Below are 16,517 nucleotides of genomic sequence, written 5' to 3' on the forward strand. Positions count from 1 at the left end.
ATTTTCCCATTTTTTGGTCAAATATAGACCCTTGAAAGGACGGAAACAGATGGATGCAAAATTAAAATACAGAGCAAAAAAGATTAAAATTGTTTTCTTCGATATTGACGATACCTTGCGCATCAAAGATACAGGCTACATGCCTGAGTCGATTCGACAGGTGTTTGCTTCTTTGAAGAAAAAGGGGATTCTGACCGGAATTGCTTCTGGTCGTGCCATTTACGGGCTGGTTCCTGAAATTAAGGCCTTGGAACCTGATTATTTTGCTATGATCAATGGTTCCTACGTTGTAGATGCCAAAGGGAATTTTCTTCGTAAGGCAGTCATGTCCAAAGAACTGATTCAAGAAGCCTTGGATTGGATGGCAAGTCAAGGAGTCGATTACGGTATGATGGGTGGCGAGTCAGCTGCCATTTCTACACGGGATCAGCGAATTAGCGCTGCCATTGATCCAATTTATGAAAACCTCCCAACGGATCCTGATTTTTACAAGGAAGAGGATGTCTATCAACTGATTACCTTTGAACAAACTGGTAAGGAAGTTCAATTGCCTGAGAACTTACAAGACCGTTTGCGTAGTGTGCGTTGGCATGAGATTTCATCTGATATCGTCTTGCAGTCAGCTTCAAAAGCGGCAGGCGTTGCAGCTGTTGTTGAAAAATTAGGCTTGAAACCAGAAAATGTCCTTGTTTTCGGTGATGGGCTAAACGATTTGGAAGTCTTTGATTATGCAGGTATCAGTATTGCAATGGGACATTCGCATCCTGAGTTGCAGAAAAAAGCAGATTATATCACAAAAAAAGTAGAAGAAGATGGTATCTTTGATGCCTTGGAGAAATTAGGAATGGTTGAGAAAGAAAGAACATATCCCCAATTAAATTTGGAATCAGTAGAAGGACCGGTTGCAACGATTCATACCAATCATGGTGACTTGCGAATTCAGCTCTTCCCAGAACAAGCACCTAAGACAGTTGCAAACTTTGTAGCCCTTGCCAAGGATGGATACTATGATGGAGTCATCTTCCACCGTATCATCCAAGATTTCATGATTCAAGGAGGTGACCCAACCGGAACAGGTATGGGTGGTGAGTCTATCTACGGGGAATCATTTGAAGATGAATTTTCAATGGAAGTCTACAACCTCCGTGGAGCCCTATCCATGGCAAATGCTGGACCAAATACAAACGGCAGCCAATTCTTTATTGTACAAGCTGACAAAGTACCATACGCCAAAAAAGAATTAGAACGTGGTGGTTGGCCTGCGGAAATTGCAGCAGCCTATGCCGAACAGGGCGGGACTCCGCATTTGGACCAACGCCATACTGTTTTTGGCCACCTTGTTGACCAAGCATCATTTGAGGTTTTGGATGCAATTGCAAGTGTAGAAACTGGTTCGATGGATAAACCAGTGGAAGATGTAGTCATTCTTGGAGTTGAAATCGAGGACTAATATGAAAATCGGAGACAAAATAGCAGGCAAGGTGACAGGCATTCAACCCTATGGCGCCTTTGTCGAATTAGAAGATGGGACAAGCGGTTTGATCCACATTTCAGAAATTAAGACTGGGTTTGTCGATAATATCTATGAACAAGTCTCCTTGGGTCAAGAAGTATTGGTACAGGTAGTGGACTTAGATGAGTACACGGGTAAGGCAAGTCTTTCCATCCGAACACTGGAAGAGGAAAAACAGAAAATACCACGCCATCATCGGTTCACCAGTGACCGCCATAAGACAGGTTTTGCTCCCTTGGGGCAAGCCCTGCCTGGCTGGGTCAAAGAATCAGTTGCATTTTTAAAAGAAAAAAAGAAGGCATGACCTTCTTTTTTTATGCTTCGAAATCATAGAGTGCTGTTGAAAGATAGCGCTCACCGTTATCAGCCAAAATAGCTAATACTTTTTTGCCTGCACCCAATTCTTTTGCGACTTCAATTGCTGCATGGATGGCTGCACCTGAAGAAATACCTACCAAGAACCCTTCCTGGCCACCGATTGCACGTCCTGTTGCAAGTGCATCGTCAGACTTGACGCGAATGATGCCATCGTAAGCGGTTGTGTCTAAGGTATCCGGGATAAAGCCGGCTGAAATTCCTTGGATTTTGTGTGGTCCAGGCGCTTCCCCAGAGAGTACGGCAGATTCATCCGCTTCAACTGCGTAGATTGCAATATCTGGATTTGCTGCCTTCAAAACATGGGAAACGCCAGAGACAGTTCCACCAGTACCAACACCAGAAACGAAAGCATCTAGGCCAGTTGGACCAAAGTCCTTCAAAATTTCTTGACCTGTTGTATCTTCGTGAACTTTTGGATTGGATGGATTAGCGAATTGGAAGGGCACCCAGCCATTTTGTTCTTCAGCAATCTCTTTTGCTTTCGCAATAGCTCCCTTCATCCCTTCGCTCCCTGGTGTAAGAACCAACTCCGCACCGTAGGCTTGGATGATTTTACGACGTTCCACACTCATGGTTTCAGGCATGACGATGATTACCTTGTAACCTTTGGCAGCCCCTACCCAAGCCAAACCGATACCAGTATTGCCGCTGGTAGGTTCCACGATGGTGTCACCAGGTTTGATGATCCTAGCTTTTTCAGCATCTTCAATCATAGCTAAAGCGATACGGTCTTTAACTGATGAGCCAGGGTTGAATGCTTCCAGCTTTACATAGACCTCAGCAGCGCCTTCAGGCACTAGGGAGTTGAGTTTGATGATTGGGGTGTTTCCAACTAATTGGGTAATTGATTGATAAATGGGCATAGAGCACCTCCGCTTGAATTTGCTTCTATTATAAGAAGAAATTTAGCTCATGTAAAATATAAAAAAGCTATCACTTTGATAGCTTTTTTTAATGAATCGGAATTTCAACCACCCTAGACTCAGCTACTTGACCAGTAACTTTACCATGATAAAATTCGGTCAAGCTAGCAAGAACAGGCTCAACTGCTTGCTTATCAACGAAGATGAGGGTGTCTACACCTGTATTAAATTGGGTATCGAACTCTTCTAGTTGCCATTCCGCTCGCCAGTTAGCAAATTCTTGGTATTGAGCATAGGTTAAAGAAATAGCAATTCCTTCCTGCTCCTTGACCTCAACCATCCCGATTTCTTTGACCGCCTTTGCCACAGCGCCAGCGTATGCACGAATAAGACCTCCTGCTCCCAGTTTGATACCACCAAAATAGCGGGTCACCACCGCCACCACATTGGTCAGCTGGTGGTTTTCTAAAACCGTCAGCATCGGAACGCCAGCGGTACCGGATGGTTCACCATCATCTGAGGTCCGCTTGATGGTCATATTTTCCCCTAAGACAAAAGCAGAGCAGTTATGGTTAGCCTTGTAATGTTCCTTTTTTATGGCATTGATAAACTCTCTCGCCTCTTCTTCACTAGTGACACGTTTCATAAAACAAATAAAGCGAGATTTTTTAATTTCCTCGTCGACAATTCCGTCGTCCTTGATAGTTTTAAATTCTTTCATACAAAAATTGTACGATTTTTTTTCTCTCTTGACAAGATGGATTACGAATCAATAAGTATGAGAGATGAAAACAAGTACGGAAAATGGTTCACGCAAGATCAATTAACAAGAGAAGAAATCGCCCTAGCAAGAAAACTAGAGCAAAATACTGGTCCAAAGACATGTCTGCGATGTGGAGCCGACTATGAAGAGATAGGTAGATTGCCGAATCAGACCTATTATTGTAGAGCATGCATCTTGTTGGGAAGGCTACGTTCTGATCAAGCCTTGTATTATTTTCCGCAAAAAAGATTTCCTGAACAATCCTATTTAAAATGGCAAGGACAATTGTCGACTTGGCAGGAAAAGATTTCAACCGCCCTTCAAAAACAAGTTGAAAATGGACGACCAAGTCTTGTCCATGCCGTTACAGGAGCAGGAAAGACAGAGATGATTTACCAAACCATCGACACTATTCTGAAACAGGGTGGGGCGGTTTGTTTAGCCAGCCCGCGCGTGGATGTTTGCATCGAACTTTACCAACGGCTTCAAAAAGACTTTACTTGTCCGATTAGCCTTTTGCATGGAGAATCAGCAGATTATTTTCGAACACCCTTGGTCATCGCTACCACACATCAATTGCTAAAATTTTACCAGGCTTTTGATTTATTGATAATCGATGAAGTTGATGCCTTTCCCTATGTAGATAACCCCATTCTTTACCAGGCGGTTGACAATGCGCTCAAAGAAAATGGGGTAAGAGTATTTTTGACGGCAACTGCAACAGATCGGCTTGACAAGATGGTCAGAAATGGCCAACTGGAACGGCTTAGTTTGCCAAGAAGATTTCATGGGAATCCCTTGGTTATCCCGACACCGATTTGGCTCGGTAGCCTTGAAGCTTCTATTAAAAAGACTTGCCTACCAACTAAACTGATGAAAGCCATCTTGATGCAACAGGCGACAGGATTTCCTTTGCTATTGTTTGTTGCTGAGATTGAAAGAGGCCGACAGGTTCAGGAAATCCTTGAGAAGGAGTTTGGAAAAGGGAGTGTAGGCTGTGTTTCTAGTCAAACCAGTGACCGGCTAGACCAAGTCCAAGCCTTTCGAGAGGGAAAGATTACTATTCTTATCTCTACAACCATTCTCGAAAGAGGAGTCACCTTTCCAGGGGTAGATGTTTTCGTATTAGAATCCCATCATCAGTTGTTTACAAAATCCAGTCTCGTCCAAATTTCAGGAAGAGTTGGGCGTAGTATGGATAGGGCAGATGGACTATTGTACTTTTTTCACAATGGAAAAACAAAGGCCATGCAATCAGCAATAAAAGAGATTCGAGAAATGAATAAGGAGGCAAAAGATGATCAACTGCCTTCTCTGTGATCAACCTATTTCGACAAAAGAAAGTTTTTCAAACATCTTTAGTTTTTCCAAGAGCCAGGCAAGAACTTGTCAAGTATGCAAGGCGCAATTTGAGAAAATTGGGCAGAAGCATTGTCCAAGTTGTTACAAATACGATGAGGATAAAGAATGCGAAGATTGTTTACATTGGCGAAAGCAAGGTTTGCCCGCGGATCATTTGGCACTTTTTCAGTACAACCAAGCAATGGCCAGCTATTTTTCACGCTACAAGTTTTTTGGTGATTATGCTTTAAGAAAAGTTTTTGCTTCAGAACTTAAACTAATGGGTAAGGAATGGAAGGATTGGCAGTTGGTCCCCATTCCCCTCAGTCAAAAAAGTCTTGAAGAAAGGGGATTTAATCAAGTCGAGGCCTTGCTAGAGGAAGCCGGTTTATCCTATTACAACTTATTAGAAAAGAAGGAGACGGTCAAACAATCCAGTCTCAGTCGAAAGGAACGACTCGAAACGCAACAACCGTTTTGCTTAATCTCAGAAACAGTGCCAGCAGAAAAGATTCTTTTAATTGATGATATCTATACGACAGGGCAGACCATTCAACACGCTAGGAAAATACTTTTGAAAGCAGGAGCGAAAACAGTCAAGAGTTTTTCAATCGCTCGTTAGGAAACGCTTGCATTTTTAGAAAAAAATGATATAATAATAGTGAAGAAAGGCAATAGCCTAGAAAGAGGTACAATATGATTAAATATAGTATTCGTGGAGAAAACCTTGAAGTTACAGATGCCTTGAAAGACTACGTAGAAGACAAAGTCGCAAAAATTGAAAAATATTTCAATGAAGACCAAGAACTAGATGCGAAAGTCAACTTGAAAGTATACCGTGACAAGCGTGCAAAAGTAGAAGTTACTATTCTATTAGGCAGCATTACATTGCGTGCGGAAGACGTATCTCAAGAAATGTATGGCTCGATTGACCTAGTTGTTGATAAGATTGAACGCCAAATCCGTCGCAACAAGACAAAAATTGAGCGCAAACATCGTCAAAAGATTTCAACAAGCCAAGTCTTCTCAGATGAATTTACAGACCAAGAAGTAGAAGAAGTAAAAGTAGTACGTACCAAGCAAATTGACTTGAAGCCAATGGATTTGGAAGAAGCAATTTTACAGTTAGAATTACTTGGGCATGATTTCTTTATCTACACAGATGCAAATGACGGCACTACAAATCTTCTATATAAAAGAGAAGATGGTGACCTAGGATTGCTTGAAGTAAAATAAAGCCGATGAGACAGGTTTCATACCTGTCTCAATTTTTTTGAAAAAAGTTTCAAAAAGCTATTGACAAAGGTAGGTTAAGGTGATAGAATAATGGAGTTGTCTCGAGCGATCAGTTAACAGTGAAGAAACGAAATAAAAAAAGTTTCAAAAAAGTGTTGACAAGTTTCGCAAGAAATGATAAACTAAGATAGTTGTCGCGAGAGAGCGATAACGAACAAGGCCTTTGAAAATTAAAGAAGACGAACCAAACGTGCAGGGTGGTTTATCTAAGGATAAATCGTCAATAACGAAAAAACAATAAAACGGAAAGCTAGTGATAGCTTGAGTTTGAATCAAAACTTTTTATGAGAGTTTGATCCTGGCTCAGGACGAACGCTGGCGGCGTGCCTAATACATGCAAGTGGAACGCACTTATATCACCGGAGCTTGCTCCACCGAGATAAGTGAGTCGCGAACGGGTGAGTAACGCGTAGGTAACCTGCCTCATAGCGGGGGATAACTATTGGAAACGATAGCTAATACCGCATAACAGTATTTACCGCATGGTAGATGCTTGAAAGGAGCAACTGCTTCACTATGAGATGGACCTGCGTTGTATTAGCTAGTTGGTGGGGTAACGGCTCACCAAGGCTTCGATACATAGCCGACCTGAGAGGGTGATCGGCCACACTGGGACTGAGACACGGCCCAGACTCCTACGGGAGGCAGCAGTAGGGAATCTTCGGCAATGGGGGCAACCCTGACCGAGCAACGCCGCGTGAGTGAAGAAGGTTTTCGGATCGTAAAGCTCTGTTGTAAGAGAAGAACGGGAGTAGGAGTGGAAAATCTACTCTGTGACGGTATCTTACCAGAAAGGGACGGCTAACTACGTGCCAGCAGCCGCGGTAATACGTAGGTCCCGAGCGTTGTCCGGATTTATTGGGCGTAAAGCGAGCGCAGGCGGTTTGATAAGTCTGAAGTAAAAGGCTGTGGCTTAACCATAGTACGCTTTGGAAACTGTCAAACTTGAGTGCAGAAGGGGAGAGTGGAATTCCATGTGTAGCGGTGAAATGCGTAGATATATGGAGGAACACCGGTGGCGAAAGCGGCTCTCTGGTCTGTAACTGACGCTGAGGCTCGAAAGCGTGGGGAGCGAACAGGATTAGATACCCTGGTAGTCCACGCCGTAAACGATGAGTGCTAGGTGTTGGGTCCTTTCCGGGACTCAGTGCCGCAGCTAACGCATTAAGCACTCCGCCTGGGGAGTACGACCGCAAGGTTGAAACTCAAAGGAATTGACGGGGGCCCGCACAAGCGGTGGAGCATGTGGTTTAATTCGAAGCAACGCGAAGAACCTTACCAGGTCTTGACATCCCAGTGACCGTCCTAGAGATAGGATTTTTCTTCGGAACACTGGTGACAGGTGGTGCATGGTTGTCGTCAGCTCGTGTCGTGAGATGTTGGGTTAAGTCCCGCAACGAGCGCAACCCCTATTGTTAGTTGCCATCATTCAGTTGGGCACTCTAGCGAGACTGCCGGTAATAAACCGGAGGAAGGTGGGGATGACGTCAAATCATCATGCCCCTTATGACCTGGGCTACACACGTGCTACAATGGCTGGTACAACGAGTCGCAAGTCGGTGACGGCAAGCTAATCTCTTAAAGCCAGTCTCAGTTCGGATTGTAGGCTGCAACTCGCCTACATGAAGTCGGAATCGCTAGTAATCGCGGATCAGCACGCCGCGGTGAATACGTTCCCGGGCCTTGTACACACCGCCCGTCACACCACGAGAGTTTGTAACACCCGAAGTCGGTGAGGTAACCTTTTAGGAGCCAGCCGCCTAAGGTGGGATAGATGATTGGGGTGAAGTCGTAACAAGGTAGCCGTATCGGAAGGTGCGGCTGGATCACCTCCTTTCTAAGGAAATGGAACCTGTACGTTAGTCTTCTTTAATTTTGAGAGGTCTTGTGGGGCCTTAGCTCAGCTGGGAGAGCGCCTGCTTTGCACGCAGGAGGTCAGCGGTTCGATCCCGCTAGGCTCCATTAACAACGGAAGTTGTTAAAGTTTTGTCCATTGAAAATTGAATATCTATCAAACATTCCTGATGTATCGATTAAGATACATTAAGAAATAGTAACAAGAAAATAAACCGAAAACGCTGTGAATATTTAATGAGTTTTCTAATTTTTGAAAAAAAGTTAGGTTAATAAGGTTAAGTTAATAAGGGCGCACGGTGGATGCCTTGGCACTAGAAGCCGATGAAGGACGTGACAAACGACGAAATGCTTTGGGGAGTTGTAAGTGAGCGAAGATCCAGAGATGTCCGAATGGGGGAACCCGGCAGGTTGATGCCTGTCACTCACTACTGTTAAGGTAGTGTAGAGGAAGACGCAGTGAACTGAAACATCTAAGTAGCTGCAGGAAGAGAAAGCAAAAGCGATTGCCTTAGTAGCGGCGAGCGAAACGGCAGGAGGGCAAACCGAGGAGTTTACTCCTCGGGGTTGTAGGACTGCAATGTGGACTTAAAGATTATAGAAGAACTACCTGGGAAGGTAGGCCAAAGAGAGTAATAGCCTCGTATTCGAAATAGTCTTTATACCTAGCAGTATCCTGAGTACGGCGAGACACGCGAAATCTCGTCGGAATCCGGGAGGACCATCTCCCAACCCTAAATACTCTCTAGTGACCGATAGTGAACCAGTACCGTGAGGGAAAGGTGAAAAGTACCCCGGAAGGGGAGTGAAATAGAACCTGAAACCGTGTGCCTACAACAAGTTCGAGCCCGTTAATGGGTGAGAGCGTGCCTTTTGTAGAATGAACCGGCGAGTTACGATATGATGCGAGGTTAAGTTGAAGAGACGGAGCCGTAGGGAAACCGAGTCTGAATAGGGCGCCTTAGTATTATGTCGTAGACCCGAAACCATGTGACCTACCCATGAGCAGGTTGAAGGTGCGGTAAGACGCACTGGAGGACCGAACCAGGGCACGTTGAAAAGTGCTTGGATGACTTGTGGGTAGCGGAGAAATTCCAAACGAACTTGGAGATAGCTGGTTCTCTCCGAAATAGCTTTAGGGCTAGCGTCGACATTAAGAATCTTGGAGGTAGAGCACTGTTTGGATGAGGGGGCCATCTCGGTTTACTGATTTCAGATAAACTCCGAATGCCAAAGATTTATGGTCGGCAGTCAGACTGCGAGTGCTAAGATCCGTAGTCGAAAGGGAAACAGCCCAGACCACCAGCTAAGGTCCCAAAATAATTGTTAAGTGGAAAAGGATGTGGGGTTGCACAGACAACTAGGATGTTAGCTTAGAAGCAGCTATTCATTCAAAGAGTGCGTAATAGCTCACTAGTCGAGTGACCCTGCGCCGAAAATGTACCGGGGCTAAAACAATTTACCGAAGCTGTGGATAACACTTAGGTGTTATGGTAGGAGAGCGTTCTATGTGTGAAGAAGGTATACCGTGAGGAGTGCTGGAACGCATAGAAGTGAGAATGCCGGTATGAGTAGCGCAAGATGGGTGAGAATCCCATCCACCGTAAGACTAAGGTTTCCAGGGGAAGGCTCGTCCGCCCTGGGTTAGTCGGGACCTAAGGAGAGACCGAAGGGTGTATCCGATGGACAACAGGTTGATATTCCTGTACTAGAGTATGAAGTGATGGAGGGACGCAGTAGGCTAACTAAAGCGGGCGATTGGAAGTGCCCGTCTAATCAGTGAGGTGTGATATGAGTCAAATGCTTGTATCTATAACATTGAGCTGTGATGGGGAGCGAAGTTTAGTAGCGAAGTTAGTGACGTCACACTGCCGAGAAAATCTTCTAGCGTTGTATCATACTCTACCCGTACCGCAAACCGACACAGGTAGTCGAGGCGAGTAGCCTCAGGTGAGCGAGAGAACTCTCGTTAAGGAACTCGGCAAAATGACCCCGTAACTTCGGGAGAAGGGGTGCTCAGTTAAACTGAGCCGCAGTGAATAGGCCCAAGCAACTGTTTATCAAAAACACAGCTCTCTGCTAAATCGTAAGATGATGTATAGGGGGTGACGCCTGCCCGGTGCTGGAAGGTTAAGAGGAGGGTTTAGCGTAAGCGAAGATCTGAATTGAAGCCCCAGTAAACGGCGGCCGTAACTATAACGGTCCTAAGGTAGCGAAATTCCTTGTCGGGTAAGTTCCGACCCGCACGAAAGGCGTAATGATTTGGGCACTGTCTCAACGAGAGACTCGGTGAAATTTTAGTACCTGTGAAGATGCAGGTTACCCGCGACAGGACGGAAAGACCCCATGGAGCTTTACTGCAGTTTGATATTGAGTATCTGTACCACATGTACAGGATAGGTAGGAGCCTATGAAGTCGGGACGCCAGTTTCGACAGAGGCGCTGTTGGGATACTACCCTTGTGTTATGGCTACTCTAACCCGGATAGGTTATCCCTATCGGAGACAGTGTCTGACGGGCAGTTTGACTGGGGCGGTCGCCTCCTAAAAGGTAACGGAGGCGCCCAAAGGTTCCCTCAGAATGGTTGGAAATCATTCGCAGAGTGTAAAGGTATAAGGGAGCTTGACTGCGAGAGCTACAACTCGAGCAGGGACGAAAGTCGGGCTTAGTGATCCGGTGGTTCCGTATGGAAGGGCCATCGCTCAACGGATAAAAGCTACCCTGGGGATAACAGGCTTATCTCCCCCAAGAGTTCACATCGACGGGGAGGTTTGGCACCTCGATGTCGGCTCGTCGCATCCTGGGGCTGTAGTCGGTCCCAAGGGTTGGGCTGTTCGCCCATTAAAGCGGCACGCGAGCTGGGTTCAGAACGTCGTGAGACAGTTCGGTCCCTATCCGTCGCGGGCGTAGGAAATTTGAGAGGATCTGCTCCTAGTACGAGAGGACCAGAGTGGACTTACCGCTGGTGTACCAGTTGTCTTGCCAAAGGCATCGCTGGGTAGCTATGTAGGGAAGGGATAAACGCTGAAAGCATCTAAGTGTGAAACCCACCTCAAGATGAGATTTCCCATAACTTTATGTTAGTAAGAGCCCTGAGAGATGATCAGGTAGATAGGTTGGAAGTGGAAGTGTGGCGACACATGTAGCGGACCAATACTAATCGCTCGAGGACTTATCCAAAAAATAAACTAGAGTCAATATTGACAGCGTTGGTAAAACTTGTTAGAATATAGATATTCAATTTTGAGTTGACAAGACTCAGTAGTTAAGTGACGATAGCCTAGGAGATACACCTGTTCCCATGCCGAACACAGCAGTTAAGCCCTAGAACGCCTGAAGTAGTTGGGGGTTGCCCCCTGTGAGATACGGTAGTCGCTTAGCATATTCCGCCATAGCTCAGTTGGTAGAGCGCATGACTGTTAATCATGATGTCACAGGTTCGAGCCCTGTTGGCGGAGTAAAGAGAAATCTTTAGTTCATGGTCCGTTGGTCAAGGGGTTAAGACACCGCCTTTTCACGGCGGTAACACGGGTTCGAATCCCGTACGGACTGTAGTTGGAGCGTTAGCTCCTTTTTTGTTTTTCCAAAATTTGGTAGAAATGTGTTCATTAAAATCCCCAAGAAGTCTTGGGGATTTAATCGTGAAAATGAACTTCATCTGGGAGCAAAATGGTTTGAATTCCATCTTTGTCTATTACAATGACTTTTGTTGGGTAGAAGGGATCGAAACGCTCTTTACTATCAATTAGAATGGAAATGGGTAGACTCTGGTGTTTAAAGCAAAACTGAATCTTTCCGTTTTTATTGATGAGTTGTATTTTTAAGAGGTTAGGTAAAGGGAAGACTCCTTTTAAGTAGTTGTCTATCAGATACCAAACTTGGTCAATGAGTTGGCCTGGTAATGTAGTAACAATGCCAAAACTAGCATATCGGCCTTTGGTTGTTGAAAATCCCATAATTTCCTTTCTATAGAAAAAACCTGTTAAACAGGTTTTGACTTTATCTACTTCGCAGTTCTAAATATCGTTTGTACCAAATATTGACATAAGCTGGTGAGAATGGCCCTTTTTGATTATTAATCCAATCAACGAGGATTTTGACATTTTCTTTTAGAATAAAATCAATGTCCTCAGGGTACTGCATGAGTTTTCGATGTTTTTCATATTCATCAACATCAAGTAGTCTTTTTTCTCCATCAGCGAAGACTTTCACATCTAAATCATAATCGATGTATTTTAAGGCTTCATTGTCCAGGATGTAGGGACTAGCTAAGTTGCAATAATAGGAAACGCCATTGTCTCGAATCATTGCAATGATATTGAACCAGTATTTTTTATGAAAATAGACAATTGCAGGTTCTCGGGTAACCCAGCGTCTGCCATCATTTTCTGTGACCAATGTATGATTGTTCACACCAATAATAGCATTTTCTGTTGTTTTTAGTACCATGGTGTCTCTCCACGAGCGGTGGAGTTCGCCATCATGTTTATAACTTTGAATTGTAATAAAGTCGCCTTCTTTTGGTAATTTCACTTGGCTACCAACTTTCTACAATTTCAATTTAATCTCCACCATTATATCATATTTTTGTCCTCGGTGGTAGATTTTACAAATATTCTCTTAATGCTCTTTTTATTTTATCGTAATCAAATCCTTTTCTCAGAAGAAAGCGAATGATTTTTTGTTCTAAGGAATAATCAGTATCCGTCCGGCTATATTTTCTGTAGGCCTTGTCTAATTCCTTGTTTAGCAAGGTTTCCTGTTCTTGCTCATCTTGCACCCATTCTAATTTTTCGAGCGCCTTATCAGCATCTTTATAGTCGAATCCTTTTAATAAAAGTCCTTGTTTAACTTTCTCTTTTAAGGCTCGATCAGAATACTTGCCTAGGTATTTCTTGTGTAGTTTTTGTGCTACTTTTTCGGCAATCTCTTCAAACTCTTCTAATTCAAAACAAGCATCAATGATATGCTTAGAAATTCCCTTTTGATACAGTTTTTGTCTTAGTGCTTGTGGACCTTTGTCTCCAGAAAGTGCATTTTGAAAGAGAACTTGTTGGACATAGTCCTGGTCGTCTATCCATTTTTCTTCCTGGAGTTTGTGTAAGATTTCAGAGATGGTGAGGGGATCGATGTTATGTTTTTCAAGATAGGTTTCGACTTCTTTTTTCGTTCTCTTTTTAAAAGATAGGTAGTAGAGAGCTATGTTTTTTCCATTGGAGAATTGTGCGAACTGTATCACTTCTTTCAATTCATTTTCGTTGATTTTTTTTCCTTTGGTGAGGAAAAATCGCACAATGGTATCTTCAGTAATATAGACTTGATTGTCCTGGTCTGTCTCCAAGAGGTAGAGACGTTTTTTCTTTTCTAACTTTGTGATTCTCATTCTTTCATTATACAGGAAATTTAGGTAAAATAGTAGTATGAGATTAGAAGTCAAACAGCGGATTCCGCTGAAAATCAAGCGAATGGGCATCAATGGAGAAGGAATTGGTTTCTACCAAAAGACCCTTGTGTTTGTGCCTGGTGCTTTAAAAGGTGAAGAGGTTTATTGTCAAATCACTGCTGTCAAACGAAATTTTGTGGAAGCTAGGTTGCTGAAGGTGAACAAGGCTTCAAAGTTTCGAGTGGAGCCTGCCTGTGAGATTTACCAGGCTTGTGGTGGCTGCCAGATTATGCACCTTCGTTATGACAAGCAATTGGATTTTAAAGCGGATTTATTGAAGCAAGCCTTGAAGAAATTTCAACCGAGTGGCTATGAAGACTATCCGATATTGGAGACAATTGGGATGGACCAACCTAGCCACTATCGGGCTAAGCTGCAATTTCAGACTCGTTCGTTTAAGGGTAAGGTTCATGCGGGTCTCTATGCTGAAAATTCACATCGTTTGATTCCAATTCAAGATTGTTTGGTCCAGGATCAGACGACCCAGCGAATTATTAATGTGGTAGCAGATTTATTGACCAAACATCGAATTCCTATCTATGATGAGCGGAAAATTCAAGGGATTCGGACGGTTATGGTGCGTCGTGCACGACAAACAGGACAGGTCCAATTGATTTTTGTGACCTCCTGTCAGGTGAATTTGTCCAAGTTGATCCAAGATTTAGTTGAAACCTTTCCTGAGATCGTGACGGTTGCGCTCAATTGGAATAAGCAGAAATCCAGTGATATTTATGGGGAGCGAACGGATATTCTGTGGGGACAAGAAGCCATTTCTGAAGCTGTTTTGGACTTTGAATTTTCCTTGTCACCTCGGGCATTTTACCAACTGAACCCGCAACAGACAGAGGTTCTTTATGGAGAAGCTGTTAAGGCCTTGGACTTAAGGGGCGATGAGCACTTGATTGATGCTTACTGTGGTGTAGGGACTATCGGTTTTGCTTTCGCGAGGAAGGTGCAGTCACTGCGGGGAATGGATATAATCCCTGAAGCTATCGAAGATGCGAAGAAGAATGCAGCTAGGATGGGACTGACCAATACCCATTATGAGGCAGGAAAGGCGGAGGAGATTATTCCTAAATGGTACCAGGAAGGCTATCGGGCAGATGCTTTGGTAGTGGATCCTCCTCGGACGGGCTTGGACGACAAGTTATTGGAAACCATTTTGGACTTCCGACCTGAAAAAATGGTCTATGTTTCCTGTAATGTTTCGACCTTGGCACGAGATTTAGTAGCGCTCAGCCGGGCCTACAAGGTTGAATACATCCAATCTGTTGATATGTTTCCTCATACTGCTCGAACTGAGGCGGTTGTGAAACTGACGCGTAGAGATAGTGTGTGATGTTTTTAGAGAGTAGTAGCTTGAGAAACTTGTCGGGTTAGAATGCGTTGCTGCCTGATGGGGCTTCGGTGTACTGCTCTTTTTATTTTTTTGTAAAAACCTATATATTTTCTTGATTTTCTTTTTAGAATAACATATACTAAAAGTGGTTATAACCAATAAAGGAGGCTCTTCTATGTTTGACAGTACCAGTGATAAGCCCCTCTATCTTCAATTGGTAGATGTGCTAGAGTTGAAAATTCGAGAGACCATGAAGCCCAATGAGAAGCTCTTTTCGGAAAGAGAATTGACTCAAGTATATGGTGTCAGTCGAATAACGGTACGTTTAGCCCTTCAGGAGTTAGAAAAACGAGGTTTTGTCTATAAAAAGCATGGAAAAGGGACCTATGTTTCTGAGATTTTAGAGCCAGCTGTTGATTTGTCAACTGCTTATAGCTTTACCGATCAGATGCGGAAAATGGGCAAACAGCCTCAGACTAAGATTTTGTCCTTTCGAACTATCGAAGCTTCAGACTTTCTTTCAAATCAACTGCAGGTGGAAATTGGTTCAGCTATTATCGAATTGGAGCGTTTACGCTTGGCTGATGGAATTGCCATGATGTTGGAGCGGACCTATTTACCCCATCATTTGTTTGAAAGCCTAACGGTTGCTGCTTTGGAGCGCAAGCCCCTCTATGAGTTATTTTCAGAAGAGTTCGGACAAACGGTTCGACTGGCAGAAGAAGAGTTTTACGCTAGCATTGCCCTTGAAAATGAAGCCAAGCTCCTGGAGATAAAAAATGGTAGCCCGGTCTTGCACTTGATTCGAAAGACCTTTAATAATAAAAATCGGATGATTGAATATACTTTCAGTATTGCTAGGGCAGACTTGTTCCGCTATAAAATCAGCCATGTGAGAAGTGAATAAAAAAAGAATTAGGAAAAACCTAATTCTTTTTTAGCGTTTGTTAGCTGCGATTTCAATCTTGAAGTATTTCCAATGTTTGTATGTTTCAACATACTCAAGCACTTCGTTGCTGCCACTCTTTTGAGTTACTTTTGTTTGGAAAACAGCTAGTTCGCCAGCAGTTAGCTTCAAGTGGTCAGCTGCAAATGCTGGAACTGGAACAACTTCGTTGATTTCAACAAAGGGTTCTTCAGACATGTGGATATTGAAATCGAGTTTAAAGCGTTGGTAGAGTGACTGGAAGTGTTGCAAGTCAGCATTTGGTTGCTGGATGTAGCGAGCAGGAATGTGTGACTGTTGGTAGATATACGGTGTATCTCCAGCAGTGCGGACGCGGACGATTTTATAGTAAAAGTCAGACTTGTCAAGCTCCAATTTTTCAAGGATCTGTGGGTCATTGCCTTTTTCACAAGAAATCACTGCAACGGTTTCAGTTTCAAGTGGGAAAATCTCAATATCAGAAAACTCTACGAGTTTTCCTTTACGAGAACGAGAGACAAAGGTTCCCTTTCCTTGCTGACGGATCAAATAGCCATCCTTAACCAGTTCATTCACGGCACGGATAACTGTAATAGAACTAACGTTGAAAATTTTGGTCAATTCTGATTCGGTGTAGAATTTGTCCCCATTTTCAAATTTTCCAGAAATAATCTGTTGGCGCAGGTCGTTTTGGACCAGCTGATACTTAGGTACTTTCATAGTTTGTTTCCTTTCTATTCCTAATCTTTTCCCTTCTACCTTATTATACTAAATAGTTTGAAAAAAGAAAAATATAAAATAA

At 43.6% G+C, this 16,517-nt stretch carries 13 protein-coding genes, 3 tRNA genes and 3 rRNA genes; 13 read left to right on the forward strand and 6 right to left on the reverse strand.

Translation table 11 applies throughout. The features are described from left to right. Positions 1 to 49: 49 nt before the first annotated feature. Positions 50 to 1,450: a bifunctional Cof-type HAD-IIB family hydrolase/peptidylprolyl isomerase gene (locus PXH68_RS02085; protein ID WP_248027112.1), complete on the forward strand. Its 1,401-nt coding sequence runs from the start codon at positions 50 to 52 to the stop codon at positions 1,448 to 1,450. A gap of 1 nt (position 1,451) precedes the next feature. After that, positions 1,452 to 1,817 carry a S1 RNA-binding domain-containing protein gene (locus PXH68_RS02090; protein WP_158455586.1) on the forward strand — a complete coding sequence of 122 codons (366 nt, stop codon included), beginning with the start codon at positions 1,452 to 1,454 and terminating at the stop codon, positions 1,815 to 1,817. A gap of 10 nt (positions 1,818 to 1,827) precedes the next feature. Here PXH68_RS02090 and cysK read toward each other — a convergent pair whose 3' ends face one another. Beyond that, the gene (cysK, locus tag PXH68_RS02095) at positions 1,828 to 2,754 is read right to left on the reverse strand and encodes a cysteine synthase A (protein WP_248027110.1); all 927 of its coding nucleotides are present in this window, start codon (positions 2,752 to 2,754) and stop codon (positions 1,828 to 1,830) included. A gap of 88 nt (positions 2,755 to 2,842) precedes the next feature. Continuing rightward, positions 2,843 to 3,475, reverse strand: a complete 633-nt coding sequence (locus tag PXH68_RS02100) for a YigZ family protein (protein ID WP_248027108.1) — start codon at positions 3,473 to 3,475, stop codon at positions 2,843 to 2,845. Positions 3,476 to 3,511: 36 nt separating this feature from the next. Between PXH68_RS02100 and PXH68_RS02105 the strand changes: the two genes are divergently transcribed. The 9 genes from PXH68_RS02105 (at position 3,512) to PXH68_RS02145 (ending at position 11,560) form a co-directional block, all read left to right on the forward strand. Beyond that, on the forward strand, positions 3,512 to 4,837 hold the full coding sequence (locus PXH68_RS02105) for a DEAD/DEAH box helicase (RefSeq protein ID WP_398582967.1): 1,326 nt from the start codon (positions 3,512 to 3,514) through the stop codon (positions 4,835 to 4,837). Beyond that, on the forward strand, positions 4,818 to 5,480 hold the full coding sequence (locus PXH68_RS02110) for a ComF family protein (RefSeq protein ID WP_316716073.1): 663 nt from the start codon (positions 4,818 to 4,820) through the stop codon (positions 5,478 to 5,480). The genes PXH68_RS02105 and PXH68_RS02110 overlap by 20 nt, the downstream gene beginning before the upstream one ends. A gap of 74 nt (positions 5,481 to 5,554) precedes the next feature. After that, positions 5,555 to 6,094 (forward strand): ribosome hibernation-promoting factor, HPF/YfiA family, encoded by a 540-nt coding sequence (hpf, locus tag PXH68_RS02115; protein ID WP_158455578.1) that lies wholly within the window; start codon positions 5,555 to 5,557, stop codon positions 6,092 to 6,094. Between the two features lie 340 nt (positions 6,095 to 6,434). After that, positions 6,435 to 7,991, forward strand: a 16S ribosomal RNA gene (locus tag PXH68_RS02120). A gap of 52 nt (positions 7,992 to 8,043) precedes the next feature. Continuing rightward, positions 8,044 to 8,116, forward strand: a tRNA-Ala gene (locus tag PXH68_RS02125). Positions 8,117 to 8,284: 168 nt separating this feature from the next. After that, positions 8,285 to 11,188 (forward strand): 23S ribosomal RNA (locus PXH68_RS02130). Between the two features lie 85 nt (positions 11,189 to 11,273). Continuing rightward, positions 11,274 to 11,389, forward strand: a 5S ribosomal RNA gene (gene rrf, locus PXH68_RS02135). The 16S, 23S and 5S rRNA genes sit together here with 3 tRNA genes alongside, the layout of an rRNA operon. Positions 11,390 to 11,393: 4 nt before the next feature. After that, a tRNA-Asn gene (locus PXH68_RS02140) sits at positions 11,394 to 11,466 on the forward strand. Between the two features lie 22 nt (positions 11,467 to 11,488). Further along, positions 11,489 to 11,560: transfer RNA gene (locus PXH68_RS02145), tRNA-Glu, on the forward strand. An 83-nt stretch (positions 11,561 to 11,643) separates the two neighbouring features. Here the strand turns inward: PXH68_RS02145 and PXH68_RS02150 are convergent. The 3 genes from PXH68_RS02150 to recX form a co-directional block, all read right to left on the reverse strand. Next, positions 11,644 to 11,964, reverse strand: coding sequence for a DUF960 domain-containing protein (locus tag PXH68_RS02150; RefSeq protein ID WP_248028811.1), 321 nt, complete (start codon positions 11,962 to 11,964; stop codon positions 11,644 to 11,646). Positions 11,965 to 12,007: 43 nt separating this feature from the next. Further along, positions 12,008 to 12,541 (reverse strand): nucleoside tri-diphosphate phosphatase, encoded by a 534-nt coding sequence (gene ntdP, locus PXH68_RS02155; protein ID WP_158455568.1) that lies wholly within the window; start codon positions 12,539 to 12,541, stop codon positions 12,008 to 12,010. A gap of 73 nt (positions 12,542 to 12,614) precedes the next feature. Then, positions 12,615 to 13,391, reverse strand: coding sequence for a recombination regulator RecX (gene recX / locus PXH68_RS02160; RefSeq protein WP_248028812.1), 777 nt, complete (start codon positions 13,389 to 13,391; stop codon positions 12,615 to 12,617). Between the two features lie 37 nt (positions 13,392 to 13,428). On the opposite strand from recX, the gene rlmD reads away from it, so the two are divergent. Beyond that, positions 13,429 to 14,790, forward strand: coding sequence for a 23S rRNA (uracil(1939)-C(5))-methyltransferase RlmD (gene rlmD / locus PXH68_RS02165; protein WP_248028813.1), 1,362 nt, complete (start codon positions 13,429 to 13,431; stop codon positions 14,788 to 14,790). 175 nt (positions 14,791 to 14,965) lie between these two features. Continuing rightward, positions 14,966 to 15,697, forward strand: a complete 732-nt coding sequence (locus tag PXH68_RS02170) for a GntR family transcriptional regulator (RefSeq protein WP_248028815.1) — start codon at positions 14,966 to 14,968, stop codon at positions 15,695 to 15,697. A gap of 30 nt (positions 15,698 to 15,727) precedes the next feature. On the opposite strand, the gene PXH68_RS02175 is transcribed toward PXH68_RS02170, so the two are convergent. Further along, positions 15,728 to 16,435, reverse strand: a complete 708-nt coding sequence (locus tag PXH68_RS02175) for a GntR family transcriptional regulator (RefSeq protein ID WP_248028817.1) — start codon at positions 16,433 to 16,435, stop codon at positions 15,728 to 15,730. Positions 16,436 to 16,517 lie beyond the last annotated feature (82 nt).

Source organism: Streptococcus sp. 29896, from assembly GCF_032594915.1.
Taxonomy (GTDB): domain Bacteria; phylum Bacillota; class Bacilli; order Lactobacillales; family Streptococcaceae; genus Streptococcus; species Streptococcus suivaginalis.

What these genes read in the sequence shown, in the direction of transcription:
- PXH68_RS02085 (WP_248027112.1), top strand. Translation starts at nt 50, where the DNA reads ATGGATGCAAAATTAAAATACAGAGCAAAAAAGATTAAAATTGTTTTC.
- PXH68_RS02090 (WP_158455586.1), top strand. Translation starts at nt 1,452, where the DNA reads ATGAAAATCGGAGACAAAATAGCAGGCAAGGTGACAGGCATTCAACCC.
- cysK (WP_248027110.1), bottom strand. Translation starts at nt 2,754, where the DNA reads ATGCCCATTTATCAATCAATTACCCAATTAGTTGGAAACACCCCAATC.
- PXH68_RS02100 (WP_248027108.1), bottom strand. Translation starts at nt 3,475, where the DNA reads ATGAAAGAATTTAAAACTATCAAGGACGACGGAATTGTCGACGAGGAA.
- PXH68_RS02105 (WP_398582967.1), top strand. Translation starts at nt 3,512, where the DNA reads ATGGATTACGAATCAATAAGTATGAGAGATGAAAACAAGTACGGAAAA.
- hpf (WP_158455578.1), top strand. Translation starts at nt 5,555, where the DNA reads ATGATTAAATATAGTATTCGTGGAGAAAACCTTGAAGTTACAGATGCC.
- PXH68_RS02150 (WP_248028811.1), bottom strand. Translation starts at nt 11,964, where the DNA reads ATGGGATTTTCAACAACCAAAGGCCGATATGCTAGTTTTGGCATTGTT.
- recX (WP_248028812.1), bottom strand. Translation starts at nt 13,391, where the DNA reads ATGAGAATCACAAAGTTAGAAAAGAAAAAACGTCTCTACCTCTTGGAG.
- rlmD (WP_248028813.1), top strand. Translation starts at nt 13,429, where the DNA reads ATGAGATTAGAAGTCAAACAGCGGATTCCGCTGAAAATCAAGCGAATG.
- PXH68_RS02170 (WP_248028815.1), top strand. Translation starts at nt 14,966, where the DNA reads ATGTTTGACAGTACCAGTGATAAGCCCCTCTATCTTCAATTGGTAGAT.
- PXH68_RS02175 (WP_248028817.1), bottom strand. Translation starts at nt 16,435, where the DNA reads ATGAAAGTACCTAAGTATCAGCTGGTCCAAAACGACCTGCGCCAACAG.